We start from the raw sequence: 15,080 nt of genomic DNA, 5'->3' as shown, positions 1-15,080 counted from the left end.
GTCATAAATCACAAAATAAACGGTAGATATTCGAAAAGACACTCTTAATCGGTTGTGAAATCATTGAATTTCTAGTGTGACACCATAAACTCAACGTTATATTCAGTTATCAGAGATCGACTCATGACAAAGAAAGTAATAGCAGAATTTGATTTACTGCTTATCGCAAACCAAATTATCCAATCACATGATGACTACATTGAAGGCATGCGCGCAAACAGCGTAGTAGAAAAAGATGATGTACTCGTCTTCAAAGGTGAATACTTCTTAGACAGCAATGGATTACCAACAGAGAACACAACCGCTGTATTTAACATGTTTAAATACTTAGCGCACCATCTTTCAAAAGAATTTACGCTTGAGCTATAACGAAAAAGCTTGCCATTTAGGCAAGCTTTTTACTTTCTGAACTCTATTGACTCAGCATTTTCAGCTTGTCAAAGTAATCAGGGAAAGTCTTTGATGTACAACCTGGGTCATTGATAGTTACCGGGGTATCACTCAAAGCAACCAGCGAGAAGCACATCGCCATGCGATGGTCATCATAAGTATCAATCGCCGCGTGTGTTAGTTCAGCAACAGGGTTAACAATGATATAGTCTTCACCCTCTTCAACCTCAGCGCCAACTTTGCGCAGTTCTGTTGCCATAGCAGCAAGGCGATCAGTCTCTTTTACACGCCAGTTGTAGACATTACGGATAGCGGTTGTTCCTTTAGCAAACAACGCGGTTGTCGCGATAGTCATTGCTGCGTCAGGGATATGATTGTAATCCATATCAATGCCTTTAAGTTCACCACAGCGCGAGATAACATAGTCATCACCCCATTCGATCTCGGCACCCATTTTTTCAAGCGCATCAGCGAATTGGATATCACCTTGGATACTGTTTTTACCAATACCCGTCACTTTAATCTCGCCGCCTCTAATTGCAGCAGCAGCAAGGAAGTAAGATGCAGATGATGCGTCGCCCTCGACCAAAAAGTCACCTGGCGCTGAGTACGATTGCCCTGTAGGAATCACGAACTCTTGGTAATCGTTATTAATCACATCCACACCAAATTGTTTCATAATGTGTAGCGTAATGTCGATGTAAGGTTTAGATACTAAATCGCCATCAATTTTAATTGTCACTTCGCCTTCAGCCAAAGGTGCAGCCATCAAAAATGCCGTCAAAAATTGACTAGAAATAGAACCATCGATTGAAACTGTACCACTCTTAAGGCCAGTCCCTGTGATCTTCAACGGTGGATAGTTTTCGTTTTCTAAGTATTCAACGTCTGCGCCAGCTTCTCGCAACGCTGTCACTAAGTGCCCAATTGGGCGCTCCTTCATGCGGGGTTCGCCAGTCAATACATACTCACCGCGGCCTAAACAAAGTGCAGCAGCAAGCGGACGCATAGCCGTACCGGCGTTACCTAAGAAAAGTTCTAGGGCTTTATCGCTTGAAAACGCACCACCAACACCAGTTACTTCACAAACTGTCTTATCTGCGGACAACTGATAATTAACGCCTAACTGAGTCAGTGCGTTCAGCATATGACGAATGTCGTCACTGTCGAGTAAATTTGTTAAACGAGTGGTTCCAGTTGAAAGTGCTGCCAAAAGAAGGGCACGGTTAGAAACACTTTTTGAGCCAGGTAAGTTAACTTCCCCACTCACTTTTTGAATTGGTTGTAACGTAAGGCTTTCCATTAAATCTTATAGTCCTTGTACCACCCGAAGTCACTGGAGCGTATTTATTTTCGGGTGATGAATAATTCTTCGTACTTGCAGACTAACGAACTTTTCCAACGAACTCCAGAGCTAATACCCATGAAAAAGGTGATTAATCAGCCAAGTAAGTGTATTTATATACTAGTACGCGAGATCAACTCGAACACCATCAGAAAAATACAGAATTCGTACATCATCACCTCGGTTAAACAACATGGAGTTGTCTACGTCTTGGATGATGTTCACTAACTTGTTGTCTTTCGTTTTGACTAGCAGTTCAACTAACTTATATTCCACTCGATACTGCGTATTTCCTCGATTACGTGCGATTCCAGCACCCGCTACGGCTCCAACAGCGGTAGCCACTTCTTTACCGGTCCCTCCGCCAAATTGATTACCAATTAAACCACCGATTGCCGCACCTAATAAAGTTTCCCAACCATTCGCTTTTGACTCCACAATTTCTTGTTGCGTTATGTATCTAACCGTATCAATCTCACCATAAACGACCTCATTAACAGGTCGTGCTTGGTTGCGGTTGTAAGCGGCATTTACCAACATAGGCAAAACAAGTAAAATCCAAAGCAACTTCTTCATGGTAAAACTCCTAAAGACCTCTTGGTCAGTGATTAATCTGTAACGCGGTACTTATGACTATATACCTAACCGAACTTGATACTACTAGTATAGAGTTTCCTTCGCCCTTCGACGCGCTTGATGAGCCAAACGGCCTACTCGCCTTTGGTGGTGATTTGCAACCAATGCGAATTTTAAACGCTTACAACCAAGGTATATTTCCATGGTTTGGCCCAGGTGAACCTATACTTTGGTGGAGCCCGGCACCGAGAGCGGTATTTAATCCTAAGACATTCGAACCATCAAAAAGTCTTAAAAAATTTCAAAGAAAACACAACTATCGCATCAGTATCAACAAAGCAACCAACAAAGTGATTGGATACTGCTCATCGTTGAGGCCCGAAGAAGAAACTTGGCTAAACAGCGACATGCGGTCAGCATACTGTGAACTCGCTTCGCTAGGTTTCTGCCACTCAGTAGAGGTTTGGCAAAATGATGAATTGATTGGCGGGCTTTACGGCCTACAAAGAGGCCAAGTCTTTTGTGGTGAATCCATGTTTAGCTTAAAAACCAACGCCTCTAAAATCGCCCTGTGGTACTTCTGCGAACACTTTACCCGATTCGGAGGTAAGCTTATCGATTGCCAAGTCATGAACCCTCACCTGGAATCTCTGGGCGCTATTGAAGTCGACAGAGAGGCTTTTCTGAGTTCTCTACAATCGTTAAAAACAAACCAGGTTGACGATGCTTGCTTTAAAACACAATGGCTAGAGGAAACGCCTTAATGAATCCAGATTTACAACAAATCAGAATTGGATTAACAGATAATCACGCTTGCAGCTATTTACCACACCTTGAAGAAAGAGTGGCCGTCACTCTTGACGAACACATGCATACTTCCGACAATTATGAAGTTCTGTTAGCAAACGGGTTTCGTCGCAGTGGAGCTACCATTTATAAGCCGCATTGCGACAGTTGCTCTGCGTGCCAAGCGATTCGCCTTTCGATCCCCGAGGTTAAGTTTTCCAAAAGCCAGCGTCGAATCATCAACAAGGCTAAAACCTTTCGCTGGGAATTAAAAGATGCGATGGACGACAACTGGTTTGATTTATATAGCCGTTACATCACTGCTCGTCATCGTTCGGGAACCATGTACCCACCCAAAAAAGATGAATTCCTACAATTCTCAAAAAATGAATGGCTTGCTACAAAGTTCATGCACATCTATGATGACAGCCAATTGGTCGGCATCGCCGTCACTGATGTTATGTCAAACTGCACCAGCGCATTTTATACCTTCTTCGATCCTGATATCGACATCTCTATGGGAACACTTGGTGTTCTGTTTCAGATTCAGCATGCCCAGAAAGAACAAAAACAGTGGTTATATTTGGGTTATCAGATCGATGAATGCCCTGCGATGAACTATAAAGTACGATTTCAACGTCATCAAAGGCTAGTAAATCAGCGATGGCAAGGGTAGAATACGCGACAACTTTACATATTTTGATTTTAACGGCACAATCAAGCCGTTGAAAACCGCCAAATTTCGAAAGAGGATTAGATGGCTAAAGAAGACGTAATCGAGATGCAAGGCACTGTCCTTGATACTCTACCAAACACAATGTTCCGTGTTGAGCTTGAAAACGGTCACGTAGTGACAGCACACATCTCTGGTAAAATGCGTAAAAACTACATCCGTATTCTTACTGGTGATAAAGTAACTGTTGAGATGACTCCATACGACCTTTCTAAAGGCCGCATCGTCTTCCGTGCTCGTTAATTTTTAATTATCGAATACGATAAGAAGCGGAGCTTAATGCTCCGTTTTTTATCGCCTAGACATTCTTATTATTCAGCAACGTCAATCTCGCATCTCGCATCTCGCATCTCGCATCTCGCATCTCGCATCTCGCATCTCGCAAGCATAAAAAAACGCACAACCGAAGTCATGCGCTATATATTTAAGTCCTTGAGTTATCCGTCACTTCGTTAGTGCATAACCTCTTCTTTCGCACCCACATAAACAAAGTCTAGGTCGTCTTTCTTCAAAGATACCTTCACAGTACCGCCATCAACTAAACTACCAAACAATAATTCGTTTGCTAGTGGCTTCTTAAGTTTGTCTTGAATAACGCGCCCCATGGGACGAGCACCCATGGTCTTGTCATAGCCTTTGTCAGCTAACCAATGGCGAGCGTCCTCAGAAACCTCTAACGATACGCCACGAGCGTCTAGTTGAACCTGAAGCTCAACAATGAACTTATCGACAACTTGGCTAATCACACTTGGATCTAGACTGTTGAACCAAATAATATTATCAAGACGGTTACGGAACTCAGGTGTAAACACCTTCTTAATTTCGCCCATCGCATCAGGTGCGTGATCTTGTTGGATCAGGCCTATCGATTTCTTCTCAGTTTCAGCAACACCAGCGTTGGTCGTCATCACTAAGATCACGTTACGGAAATCGGCCTTACGACCGTTGTTGTCGGTTAACGTACCGTTATCCATCACTTGCAATAACAAGTTAAAGATATCTGGGTGAGCTTTTTCGATCTCATCCAGTAACACAACAGAGTGTGGATTCTTAATTACTGCATCAGTGAGTAAACCACCTTGGTCGTATCCTACATAACCTGGAGGAGCACCGATCAAACGGCTGACTGAGTGACGTTCACCGTATTCAGACATATCAAAACGTAGCAGCTCAATACCCATTAGTTTAGAAAGCTGAACCGTGACCTCGGTTTTACCCACACCAGTAGGACCAGCAAACAAGAATGAACCAACCGGCTTATTGTCTGCACCAAGCCCAGCACGAGTTAGCTTAATCGCTTCACTCAATACATCGATAGCTGGATCTTGTCCAAATACCAACATTTTCATGCGGTCGTCCAGTTTCTGCAACGTATCTTTGTCTGAAGATGAAACTGATTTTTCAGGGATACGTGCCATTTTCGCTACCATCGACTCAATATCAGCAACGCTTACCGTCTTCTTACGACGACTGGCTGGAGCTAAACGACTACGAGCGCCCGCTTCATCAATCACGTCAATCGCCTTATCTGGAAGGTGACGTTCGTTAATGTACTTGGCCGACAATTCCACAGCAGCACGCAACGCTTTATTGGTATAACGTACTTCGTGGTGAGCTTCATATTTTGGCTTCAAGCCAATCAGAATCTTAGTTGTGTCATCTAGTGATGGTTCAACAATATCAATTTTCTGGAAACGACGAGATAGAGCACGCTCCTTCTCAAAAATACTGCTGTACTCTTGGTATGTCGTCGAGCCGATGCAACGTAACTTACCGCTACTTAATAGTGGCTTGATTAGGTTTGCAGCATCAACCTGACCGCCCGATGCTGCACCCGCACCAATAATAGTATGGATCTCATCGATGAACAGAATCGCGTCTTCTTCTTTCTCTAGTTGCTTAAGAATCGCTTTGAAACGTTTCTCAAAGTCACCTCGATATTTAGTACCCGCTAGCAGCGAACCTATATCTAAAGAATAGATCACACTACTCTGGATTATTTCAGGTACTTGTCCTTCAACAATACGCCATGCAAGGCCTTCAGCAATTGCGGTCTTACCCACACCAGCCTCTCCCACTAACAGGGGGTTATTTTTACGACGACGGCACAGAACTTGAACAGTACGTTCTAGCTCTTTATCTCGCCCGATAAGCGGATCAATGTTGCCCTGTTTCGCAACTTCATTCAGATTAGTCGCAAAATTTTCTAGGCGATCTTCAGAGTTGGCTTCTTCAGCACTCTCTGCACCACCAAATGAATCCGAAGGTGATGAACTATCGCCTTCGTTACTGGCCTTGGTAATACCATGAGAAATGAAGTTAACGATATCTAAACGGCTAATGTCGTTCTTCTTAAGTAGATATGCCGCGTGAGATTCTTGCTCGCTGAAAATAGCCACAAGTACATTTGCACCTGTCACTTCACTGCGACCTGAAGATTGAACATGGAAAACAGCGCGCTGAAGCACTCGTTGGAAGCTCAGCGTAGGCTGTGTTTCACGAGTTTCGTCGCTTTCTGGGATAAGTGGGGTTGTTTGATCGATAAAAATATCGAGCTCATTGCGAAGAGCATCGAGATCAGCCTGACAAGCTTGGAGCGCTTCCTTGGCCGCATCATTTTCTAATAATGCTAGTAGGAGGTGTTCGACAGTCATGAATTCATGTCGCTTGTCTCGCGCGCGAGCAAATGCGCCATTAAAACTCGTCTCTAATTCTTTATTTAGCATAAGTACCTCCTAAGGGAACAACAGTGTTGTTCGAGCAATTTATACTTGCTCCATTGTACATAGTAGCGGATGCTCATTTTCCTTTGAGTACATCGTTACCTGCGCTACCTTTGTTTCGGCTATTTCAGCACTGTATGTGCCGCATATAGCTTTACCTTCATAATGAACCTTGAGCATCACTTCCGTTGCTTTTTCGATATCTAGTGAGAAAAACCGCTCTAGGATCTCGATTACAAAGTCCATGGGCGTGTAGTCATCGTTATTCAATATAACGTTATACATTGCCGGTGGCTTTACTTTAGTTTTTTCTTTCTCCAGTAGATCTGAGCCTGGAGATGCCCATTCAAAGTTTCTGCTCATATTAGCTTTGCTAAGGGTTATTTTTCGGAAGTCGTGAATGTTGAGTTAACTCAAATTTATCACATTCACGCATTACGGTGTACTAAGAAACTGCACCAAGAAACAGTACCAAAAAATATTCCTCTATACTGAGCCTAATCCACCATTTCCATCGCTGCAAATAAAAGATCTCGATTAACAGGATTAACATATGTGATTGATTAAAAAGACACCATAACTATTGATATTAACGATAAGATCGCCGTTAAGTTACTATTTGGTTAATAGTTTGCAGTTAATCTCGAATGTGATTTGTTATTAAAATTGATCAATTTTATACCAATTTCCTATTGACTGTGCCCAATCATTAGCTACATTGGTGCTAAAAGGTATTTCCAATACAACTTGGTAACACCATTTAAAATTTAACAATAAGGAATAATTACGCAAGGTAGCGTTAATTTCCGTAAGCAATGTATGAGACTCAAGCTATCAACTGAAATTCTTTAGTTGGTAGGAATGATATCAATCTGACTTACAACAATTGATATAACAACGTTAGTAACAAAATGCATGAGGGATGTATAGCATGGCTACAGGTACAGTGAAATGGTTTAACAATGCCAAAGGGTTTGGTTTTATTTGTCCAGAAGGTGAAGACGGCGACATTTTCGCGCACTACTCCACAATACAGATGGAAGGTTATCGAACCTTGAAGGCAGGTCAACAGGTCGACTATGAAGTAGAAAGTGGACCTAAAGGCTCGCACGCTAGCTCTGTTGTTCCTGTAGAAGGCAGTGTCGCTAAATAGGCGATTGCCGATATCATATTTACCTCCACTCGTCCTGTTTAGGGCCGCTCGGTAAACAAGAACATTAAAACCGCTCATTTACTGACTGTTATTCAGTTTTAAATGAGCGGTTTTTCGATCTTCGCTCCATAAACTCAATGTTATTTCCGCAAAAAAAAGACGCTCTAACGTTATCGTTAAAGCGTCTTCAATCTTTGTTTTAACAAGGCTATAAATGTATCGCTTAGCTAAGTCAAATAACTAGCTAGCCACAACAGTGTTTACCACTCAGTGCTATAGTTATGCATCAATCAGGGCATTTAACGTAGCACTTGGGCGCATTAGCTTGGATACGAGTGCGTCATCAAGCAGGTAATAGCCGCCTAAATCGCCTGCGACACCTTGTGCATTATTCAACTCAGCAACGATAGCCTCTTCGCTTTCAGCTAATTGGCTTGCAACAGTAGCAAACTCTGCCGCTAAATCTGCATCAACCGTTTGTTCTGCAAGTGCTTTCGCCCAATATGCAGCTAGGTAGTAGTGGCTACCACGGTTATCAAGCTCACCCACTTTTCGTGAAGGAGACTTGTTATTATCAAGGAATTCGCCCGTCGCTTTATCAAGAGCATCCGCCAGTACTTGTGCTTTAGCGTTACCTGTAACAACGCTTAGGTGCTCTAGAGATGCAGCCAATGCCAAGAATTCTCCTAGAGAATCCCAACGCAGGTGGTTTTCTTTCTCTACTTGTTGAACGTGCTTAGGAGCTGAACCACCAGCGCCAGTTTCAAATAAGCCACCACCGTTCATTAATGGAACAATCGATAGCATTTTAGCTGACGTACCAAGTTCTAGAATTGGGAACAAATCAGTGAGGTAGTCACGTAATACGTTACCTGTAACAGAGATTGTGTCTAGGCCTTCTTTAATACGAACTAGTGAGTATTGAGTTGCCTCTAGCGGTGCCAAAATCTTAATTTCTAAGCCTTCTGTATCGTACTCAGGAAGGTAAGCTTCTACTTTCTTGATAAGCTGCGCATCGTGAGCTCTAGACGCATCTAGCCAGAATACAGCGGGAACACCTGAAGCACGTGCGCGAGTAACAGCTAGCTTAACCCAATCTTGGATCGGAGCATCTTTTACTTGGCACATACGGAAGATATCGCCTTCCTCTACGTCTTGCTCAAGAAGAACAGAACCAGAAGCGTCAACCACTTGAACCTGACCAGCAGCTTCTAGAATAAAAGTCTTATCGTGAGAACCGTATTCTTCCGCTTTTTGAGCCATTAGGCCAACGTTTGGCACGCTACCCATTGTCGTCGGATCAAAAGCACCATTTTCTTTACAGAAATCAATAACCGCTTGGTAAATACTCGCGTAGCTACGATCTGGGATCATTGCTTTGGTGTCTTTTTGCTTACCTTCTGGATCCCACATCTGACCTGAAGAACGCAGCATTGCAGGCATAGATGCATCAACAATGATGTCACTTGGTACGTGTAGGTTAGTGATACCACGATCCGAATCAACCATTGCTAGTGGAGGCTGAGTCTCGTAGACCGCTTGTAGATCAGCTTCAATTGCTTCTTTCTGCTCTTGAGGAAGGGCTGCAATCTTCGCGTATACATCACCGATGCCATTATTTACATCAACACCGAGTTCATCGAACAATTGGCCGTGTTTAGCGAACACGTCTTTGTAGTAAACCTTAACCGCGTGGCCAAAAATCACTGGGTCAGAAACTTTCATCATCGTTGCTTTCATGTGAAGAGAAAGTAGAACACCTTGCTCTTTAGCTGATGCGATTTCTTTCTCGAAGAAGGCAACCAAAGCTGCTTTATTCATCACTGAAGCGTCGATGATCTCTTTATCTTGCAGAGCAAAAGCTGGCTTCAATGTTTTCTTAGTGCCATCTTTACCTACAAATTCGATGCTAACTTCAGTCGCGCCTTCAATCGTTACTGATTTTTCACTACCGAAGAAGTCTTTGTCTTCCATACTAGAAACATGAGACTTAGAATCTGATGACCAAGCGCCCATTGAATGTGGGTTTTTCTTAGCGTAGTTTTTAACTGAAAGTGGCGCACGACGATCTGAATTACCTTCACGTAGAACCGGGTTTACCGCACTACCTTTGATCTTGTCGTAAGTCGCTTTTATTGCTCTCTCTTCATCAGTCTTTGCTTCTTCCGGGTAATTAGGAAGTGCATAACCTTTTGACTGAAGTTCTTTGATCGTAGCTTGGAGCTGAGGTACAGATGCTGATACGTTTGGAAGCTTAATGATGTTTGCTTCTGGTGTTTTAGCCAATTCACCTAGTTCTGCTAGTGCATCACCAATACGTTGCTCTTCATTCAAATGCTCAGGGAAGTTGGCAATAATACGCCCTGCAAGTGAAATGTCGCGAGTATCAACGTCAATACCAGAAGAAGCTGTAAAAGATTGAATGATTGGCAGCAAAGAGTAAGTTGCTAGCGCCGGAGCTTCGTCTGTAATGGTATAGATGATAGTTGGTTTTTCAGTAGGCATGAAATTTCCCTATAGTTCTTACAAGCTCACCTAAAATGGTGAGAATGTTATAAATTGACCAGTAAGCGACTCGAAGAGTGAAAACTGCTTACTCGATAGTCGTACTCTATCTTATTTTTCATGCAATCTTGATGAGAGCATGAACCAAATCCGTGAGTGCGTTGTTATAATAAAACACGAAGGTATAATTAAACAAATCAGGCTTAAGAGTCCATCAACTTGTTCTATTTTGTGTCTTTTAGGCGCGCAAATGATAGCTCAATTCCGTTTCAGTGAAAACTTTTCAGCACACTTCGTTTACATTTTTGCAAGGTAGTTAACATGTCTACTCGCTCACGCAGCGCATCTCGCTCAGACAAACCAGCTCGTTCTGAAGCAATATTAAAACAAAGCGGTAATAGGCAGAACCGAGGCAGTGATAAAAATAGCACTGGTAATTCGCACAAGAAACCTCATTCAAGTAAACACCGTTACAAGGGTAAACCTACGAACACAAAACCTAAGATAGCGATCGAAGATCGCAAGGTTATTCTGTTCAACAAGCCATTTGATACGCTAAGTCAGTTTACTGATGGTGAAGGTAGAAAAACATTGGCGGATTTTATTCCTGTTAAAGATGTTTATGCAGCCGGACGACTTGACCGTGACAGTGAAGGGTTAATGGTCTTGACCAATGATGGAATATTTCAAGCCAAATTGACTCAGCCCAACTCAAAATCACCAAAAACTTACTGGGTACAGGTTGAAGGCGCACCTTCTGAGGAAGATTTAGATAAATTAAGAAAAGGTGTTGAACTAAAAGACGGCATGACATTGCCTGCCAAGGTGGAAATCATGCAAGAGCCTGTAGTCTGGGAGAGAACTCCCCCTGTGCGCTTCAGAGCCGCGATTCCTACAACATGGCTAGCTATTACTATCATTGAAGGGCGTAACCGTCAGGTAAGACGAATGACAGCGAATATTGGCTACCCTACCCTGCGACTTATTCGCTATTCAATGGGCAACATGAACGTGGGTGAGCTTCAGCCTGGTGAGTGGAAAGAGATTTAGGGCAACTGTTCTCGCAAGTAAATAAATGGCCACTAATTTAGTGGCCATTTTTATATGTGTTGATGGTATTAAAACACAAAAAAGCCAGTCATAAGACTGGCTTTTATCAACATTTAACAGTTACTGATTGAGTAACTATTAGAAGCTGTAGAATGCAGCAGCGAAGATGTAAGTTTCTTCGTCGTTGCCTTTACCAGCGTCGATGTCTTGTAGGATATCGATACCCATGTCTACGCGGTCGCTAAGTGTGTACATTGCTGCAACGTTCACGCGAGATACGTCTTTATCAGCTTTGCCATCTTCAGTAGTAGAGTTAGCGTTGTAACCAGCGGCAAGAGTTAGTTGCTCAGTTACTGGGTAACCGGCAGATAGGTAGTAGCCAACTGTTTCTAGGTTAGTAGTGTTCTTAGTAGCTGTCTTGTCGTCTGAACCATCGTTAATCCAGAAGTTAACACCTAGGTCTAGTTCACCGATCTTAGAGTTACCAGATACAGAGTAAACTTGGTAATCAGCTTCGTCACGAGTTTCGTAACCACCGTAAACATTTACTACTTCGCTTTCAAAACCAACGTAACCGTTCACGCCTTTATCAGCAGCAGAGTGGTCGTCATCAGTTTCGAAGTAAGAGATACCGTAAGCGAAACCAGAAGTAGCGCCTTGGAATTTAACTACGTTGAATGCATCAGAAGCATCACCAGCAGAAGAACCGAACTCGTAAGTCATGTCGCCAGCGCCATCTACTTTATCAAGAGCAGTGTCGTTTTCCCAACCGAAAGATGCAACACCAACACCAGTGTCAAAACCTAACCACGCTTTATCAACGTCAGTACCGAATTCGTTCTTAACGCCAAAACCGTTGTCTTTATCGTCAGTAGTCCAGTTGAATTCGAAATCAGTTTCGAAGTAACCAAGGATACGATTATTTTTGTAGCTAACTGCCAGAGTAAGCGCTGTAGCCCAGTCATCGTAGATAGCGTTAGTTTTAGTATCGTAGTAACCACCTACACCGATTGCACCAGAAACAGAGAACTGCTCTTTGTGCATAGGGTCAAATTCGAATGTTGGTTTTGAGTTTTCTAGACCTACGTTCGCGAAAGCTGAAGTTGAAGCTGCTGCGATAGTTAGTGCTAATAGAGTCTTTTTCATAATAAATCCACTGCCTTTTCTAAGAATGGGAGATCCTTGCCCGGTTCCCTATTATTTTTATGACTGGTCATTACCACTCTTTGTTGGTTAATCACCGTCACTAAATTTCGAGGTCTAGATTGCAAAAGATTATCCTGCGTGTCAAATAAACTAAAAATAGACCTAAAAAAAACACAAACAATTCAAAATCAATAACTTACATTTTTTTTCATCATTTTACGAGCAGCTTATCCTTAGTTTTATCAGGAAATATAATAACTATAAAAAACAACAAAACAGCATATAAACCCAACAATAACCATTAAAACAGCCTAAAAACAGAATTTAACACCTGCGGGCCAGTCTTTTTTAATATATATATTTCACAAGATAAATAAAATCGTTAAGTTCCTGATGGTTCAGTTTTTTTTTGTGAACGAGATCTACCTTTGATTCAAAAGCAAGCTATTTTGCCGTAAATGTACCGGCTAGTGATATGTGCTACTATCCTCGCTCCGTTACGTAGGTCACAGTATGCTAACTACTAAAATTCAAAATTCTATTCGCACCAGTTATCAAAACCTCCAAGATCAGTTGGACAACTTTGTACCTCGCCGTGCACAAAATTACCTTGTAGCTGAGATAGCGAAGACACTTTGCGGTCAATACCACAAGAGCAGCCGCATGATTGTTGCTGAGGCGGGAACAGGAATCGGTAAATCACTGGCTTATTTAATGGCAACTATTCCCGTTGCGGTTTTAAATAATCGGAAAATCATTATTTCGACCGCAACCGTCGCGCTACAAGAACAGCTCGTCAATAAAGATCTCCCTCTATATAGAAGACTCACCGACAGAGAGTTCTCTTTTATATTAGCGAAAGGCAGACAACGCTATTGTTGCTCAGAGAAATTGGCAGCGGCTTGCGGTGTTGATGGTGGACAAATGGCTATGTTCGAATCCAAACCAAAGAAAAAGGATATCGAGCAACTTCAAACCATGTATCGTAGTCTGGCTCAAGGCAAATGGGATGGCGATCGTGATTCATGGCCGAAACCAATCGACAATATCATTTGGCAAATGATCGTAAGTGATAAGCACAGCTGCAACAACAGTATGCCAACTCACAGAGATTGCCCTTTCCAGAAAGCGCGTTCAGAGCTAGATAAAGCAGATGTGATTATCGCTAATCACAGTTTGGTGATGGCCGACGCTGACCTAGGTGGCGGAGTTATTCTTCCAGAGCCAGAAAACAGCATCTATATATTCGACGAGGCACACCATTTACCTCATGTCGCTCGAGATCACTCCTCTGCAGCTGCCAGTTTAAAAGGTGCGGCTTCTTGGTTAGAGCGTTTAAATCAATCGATCACTAAGCTTTCTGGTTTAGCGGACGAAAAGCGTGTGCACCGATTTAGAAATGAATTGCAGGACTCCGTACAACAACTGATCCCTACTCTGACTCAAATGAGCAAACAGTTTGACGCAAGCCACTTTGAAGACGGCTTGTATCGCTTTGAGCATGGTGACTTGCCTGAATGGTTAGAAAGTGAGTCGAAAGATCTCAAACAGCTAACTCAAAAGACAAGCCAATCTGTAGCAAAAATCGCTGACCTCATTGCTGAGCGAGTCAAAGACGGAGAGCTTTCCGCAAAACTAGCCGAGCCAGCGCTCGCTGAAATAGGCTTCTATATACAAAGGACAGAGAATCTAGCTCAAGTCTGGCGCCTAATGGCGGAACCTAAGCGAGAAAAAGGCGCACCACTAGCACGTTGGCTTGAGTTAAACAAAGAGAACGAAGGCGATTTCGTTGTCAACGTTTCACCGCTAGAGGTTGGTTGGCAACTTGACCAGCAGATTTGGAGCCGCTGTGTTGGAGCCGTATTAGTTTCTGCGACAATGCGAGCACTTAACTCCTTTAACTTTTTCTGTCACCAAGCAGGTATCAGTCAAAAAGCTGAAGATGGTGTTCAATTCCTTGCTTTGGCATCACCATTTGATTATCAAAACCAAGCAGAGCTGATCGTCCCTGCAATGAAATACGAACCTCAAGCACCTCAGTTTACCGAATATCTTATTGAAATTTTGCCTAAGGTAATAGAAGACAACAAAGCCAATCTCGTTTTATTCTCTTCTTACTGGCAAATGAACAAAGTTGCAGAAGCTTTAGCAACAGGTTTCGTTAAAAAGTCATGGGCTTTACAAGTTCAGGGTGACAGTTCACGCACTGAAATTCTAAAAAAACATAAAAAGCTAATAGAACAAGGCAAAACAAGCGTCCTTTTTGGAACGGGCAGCTTTTCTGAAGGGCTTGATTTGCCTGGAGAGCTTCTTGAAAATCTCGTCATTACAAAGATTCCTTTTGGTGTGCCTACCTCTCCTGTAGAGCAAGCACACTCTGAATATATTGAATCACGAGGCGGTAACCCATTTATGCAAATTACGGTTCCAGAAGCGAGTAAAAAGCTTATTCAATCTGTCGGGCGGTTACTGCGTAAAGAAAGAGATTCTGGTAAAGTCACGATCCTTGATCGTCGCATAGTAACGAAACGATACGGTAAATCATTACTCGACTCGTTACCGCCTTTTAAAAGAACAATAGAATACTAGTTTCGCCATCGTGTTGATGGCTCTAACTCTATCATTGCTGACCTTCGTATTAACAACTATGCATGTCTAACTCAACGGTTACTC

The 15,080-nt window shown here is 42.7% G+C and carries 13 protein-coding genes; 7 read left to right on the top strand and 6 right to left on the bottom strand.

The genetic code is table 11. The features are described 5' to 3' along the window. Nucleotides 1-123 precede the first annotated feature (123 nt). Nucleotides 124-369, top strand: a complete 246-nt coding sequence (locus SJY39_RS06840; protein WP_010437770.1) for a YciN family protein — start codon at nt 124-126, stop codon at nt 367-369. A 43-nt stretch (nt 370-412) separates the two neighbouring features. On the opposite strand, the gene aroA is transcribed toward SJY39_RS06840, so the two are convergent. After that, nucleotides 413-1,693 (bottom strand): 3-phosphoshikimate 1-carboxyvinyltransferase, encoded by a 1,281-nt coding sequence (gene aroA, locus SJY39_RS06835; protein ID WP_016787155.1) that lies wholly within the window; start codon nt 1,691-1,693, stop codon nt 413-415. Between the two features lie 162 nt (nt 1,694-1,855). Next, the gene (locus tag SJY39_RS06830; protein WP_016792967.1) at nt 1,856-2,311 is read right to left on the bottom strand and encodes a glycine zipper 2TM domain-containing protein; all 456 of its coding nucleotides are present in this window, start codon (nt 2,309-2,311) and stop codon (nt 1,856-1,858) included. Between the two features lie 53 nt (nt 2,312-2,364). Here SJY39_RS06830 and aat point away from each other — a divergent pair, with 53 nt between their 5' ends. The 3 genes from aat to infA all read left to right on the top strand — a co-directional run bounded on the left by aat (nt 2,365) and on the right by infA (nt 4,073). Further along, the gene (aat, locus tag SJY39_RS06825; protein WP_016792968.1) at nt 2,365-3,075 is read left to right on the top strand and encodes a leucyl/phenylalanyl-tRNA--protein transferase; all 711 of its coding nucleotides are present in this window, start codon (nt 2,365-2,367) and stop codon (nt 3,073-3,075) included. Further along, nucleotides 3,075-3,773, top strand: coding sequence for an arginyltransferase (locus SJY39_RS06820; protein ID WP_010437756.1), 699 nt, complete (start codon nt 3,075-3,077; stop codon nt 3,771-3,773). The genes aat and SJY39_RS06820 overlap by 1 nt, the downstream gene beginning before the upstream one ends. Before the next feature lie 81 nt (nt 3,774-3,854). Next, the gene (gene infA / locus SJY39_RS06815; protein WP_001040192.1) at nt 3,855-4,073 is read left to right on the top strand and encodes a translation initiation factor IF-1; all 219 of its coding nucleotides are present in this window, start codon (nt 3,855-3,857) and stop codon (nt 4,071-4,073) included. A gap of 209 nt (nt 4,074-4,282) precedes the next feature. Here infA and clpA read toward each other — a convergent pair whose 3' ends face one another. Both clpA and clpS read right to left on the bottom strand, forming a co-directional pair. Beyond that, complete coding sequence (gene clpA / locus SJY39_RS06810) at nt 4,283-6,556, bottom strand: ATP-dependent Clp protease ATP-binding subunit ClpA (protein WP_372275714.1); 2,274 nt, start codon at nt 6,554-6,556, stop codon at nt 4,283-4,285. 39 nt (nt 6,557-6,595) lie between these two features. Next, entirely contained in the window at nt 6,596-6,916 is a 321-nt protein-coding gene (clpS, locus tag SJY39_RS06805; RefSeq protein ID WP_010437413.1) for an ATP-dependent Clp protease adapter ClpS, read from the bottom strand. Between the two features lie 568 nt (nt 6,917-7,484). Between clpS and cspD the strand changes: the two genes are divergently transcribed. Further along, nucleotides 7,485-7,706 carry a cold shock domain-containing protein CspD gene (gene cspD / locus SJY39_RS06800; RefSeq protein ID WP_010437410.1) on the top strand — a complete coding sequence of 74 codons (222 nt, stop codon included), beginning with the start codon at nt 7,485-7,487 and terminating at the stop codon, nt 7,704-7,706. 279 nt (nt 7,707-7,985) lie between these two features. Here the strand turns inward: cspD and SJY39_RS06795 are convergent, their stop codons facing one another. Then, complete coding sequence (locus SJY39_RS06795; protein WP_016783835.1) at nt 7,986-10,211, bottom strand: NADP-dependent isocitrate dehydrogenase; 2,226 nt, start codon at nt 10,209-10,211, stop codon at nt 7,986-7,988. Nucleotides 10,212-10,532: 321 nt separating this feature from the next. Here SJY39_RS06795 and SJY39_RS06790 point away from each other — a divergent pair, with 321 nt between their 5' ends. Next, entirely contained in the window at nt 10,533-11,261 is a 729-nt protein-coding gene (locus SJY39_RS06790; RefSeq protein WP_016788840.1) for a pseudouridine synthase, read from the top strand. Nucleotides 11,262-11,399: 138 nt separating this feature from the next. Here SJY39_RS06790 and SJY39_RS06785 read toward each other — a convergent pair whose 3' ends face one another. Further along, complete coding sequence (locus tag SJY39_RS06785) at nt 11,400-12,407, bottom strand: porin (RefSeq protein WP_010437403.1); 1,008 nt, start codon at nt 12,405-12,407, stop codon at nt 11,400-11,402. Between the two features lie 513 nt (nt 12,408-12,920). Between SJY39_RS06785 and dinG the strand changes: the two genes are divergently transcribed. Next, nucleotides 12,921-14,996 carry an ATP-dependent DNA helicase DinG gene (gene dinG / locus SJY39_RS06780; RefSeq protein WP_010437400.1) on the top strand — a complete coding sequence of 692 codons (2,076 nt, stop codon included), beginning with the start codon at nt 12,921-12,923 and terminating at the stop codon, nt 14,994-14,996. Nucleotides 14,997-15,080 lie beyond the last annotated feature (84 nt).

It is taken from the genome of Vibrio sp. R78045 (genome assembly GCF_042466085.1).
Classification (GTDB): Bacteria; Pseudomonadota; Gammaproteobacteria; order Enterobacterales; family Vibrionaceae; genus Vibrio; species Vibrio cyclitrophicus.
The sequence above is the reverse complement of the archived record's forward strand: the minus strand, read 5'-3'. Positions and strand labels throughout refer to the sequence as shown.

Excerpts from the sequence above, each read along its gene's own strand:
- dinG (WP_010437400.1), top strand. The coding sequence starts at position 12,921 with ATGCTAACTACTAAAATTCAAAATTCTATTCGCACCAGTTATCAAAAC.
- SJY39_RS06830 (WP_016792967.1), bottom strand. The coding sequence starts at position 2,311 with ATGAAGAAGTTGCTTTGGATTTTACTTGTTTTGCCTATGTTGGTAAAT.
- aroA (WP_016787155.1), bottom strand. The coding sequence starts at position 1,693 with ATGGAAAGCCTTACGTTACAACCAATTCAAAAAGTGAGTGGGGAAGTT.
- clpA (WP_372275714.1), bottom strand. The coding sequence starts at position 6,556 with ATGCTAAATAAAGAATTAGAGACGAGTTTTAATGGCGCATTTGCTCGC.
- SJY39_RS06790 (WP_016788840.1), top strand. The coding sequence starts at position 10,533 with ATGTCTACTCGCTCACGCAGCGCATCTCGCTCAGACAAACCAGCTCGT.
- SJY39_RS06785 (WP_010437403.1), bottom strand. The coding sequence starts at position 12,407 with ATGAAAAAGACTCTATTAGCACTAACTATCGCAGCAGCTTCAACTTCA.
- SJY39_RS06840 (WP_010437770.1), top strand. The coding sequence starts at position 124 with ATGACAAAGAAAGTAATAGCAGAATTTGATTTACTGCTTATCGCAAAC.
- cspD (WP_010437410.1), top strand. The coding sequence starts at position 7,485 with ATGGCTACAGGTACAGTGAAATGGTTTAACAATGCCAAAGGGTTTGGT.
- infA (WP_001040192.1), top strand. The coding sequence starts at position 3,855 with ATGGCTAAAGAAGACGTAATCGAGATGCAAGGCACTGTCCTTGATACT.
- SJY39_RS06820 (WP_010437756.1), top strand. The coding sequence starts at position 3,075 with ATGAATCCAGATTTACAACAAATCAGAATTGGATTAACAGATAATCAC.
- aat (WP_016792968.1), top strand. The coding sequence starts at position 2,365 with ATGACTATATACCTAACCGAACTTGATACTACTAGTATAGAGTTTCCT.
- SJY39_RS06795 (WP_016783835.1), bottom strand. The coding sequence starts at position 10,211 with ATGCCTACTGAAAAACCAACTATCATCTATACCATTACAGACGAAGCT.
- clpS (WP_010437413.1), bottom strand. The coding sequence starts at position 6,916 with ATGAGCAGAAACTTTGAATGGGCATCTCCAGGCTCAGATCTACTGGAG.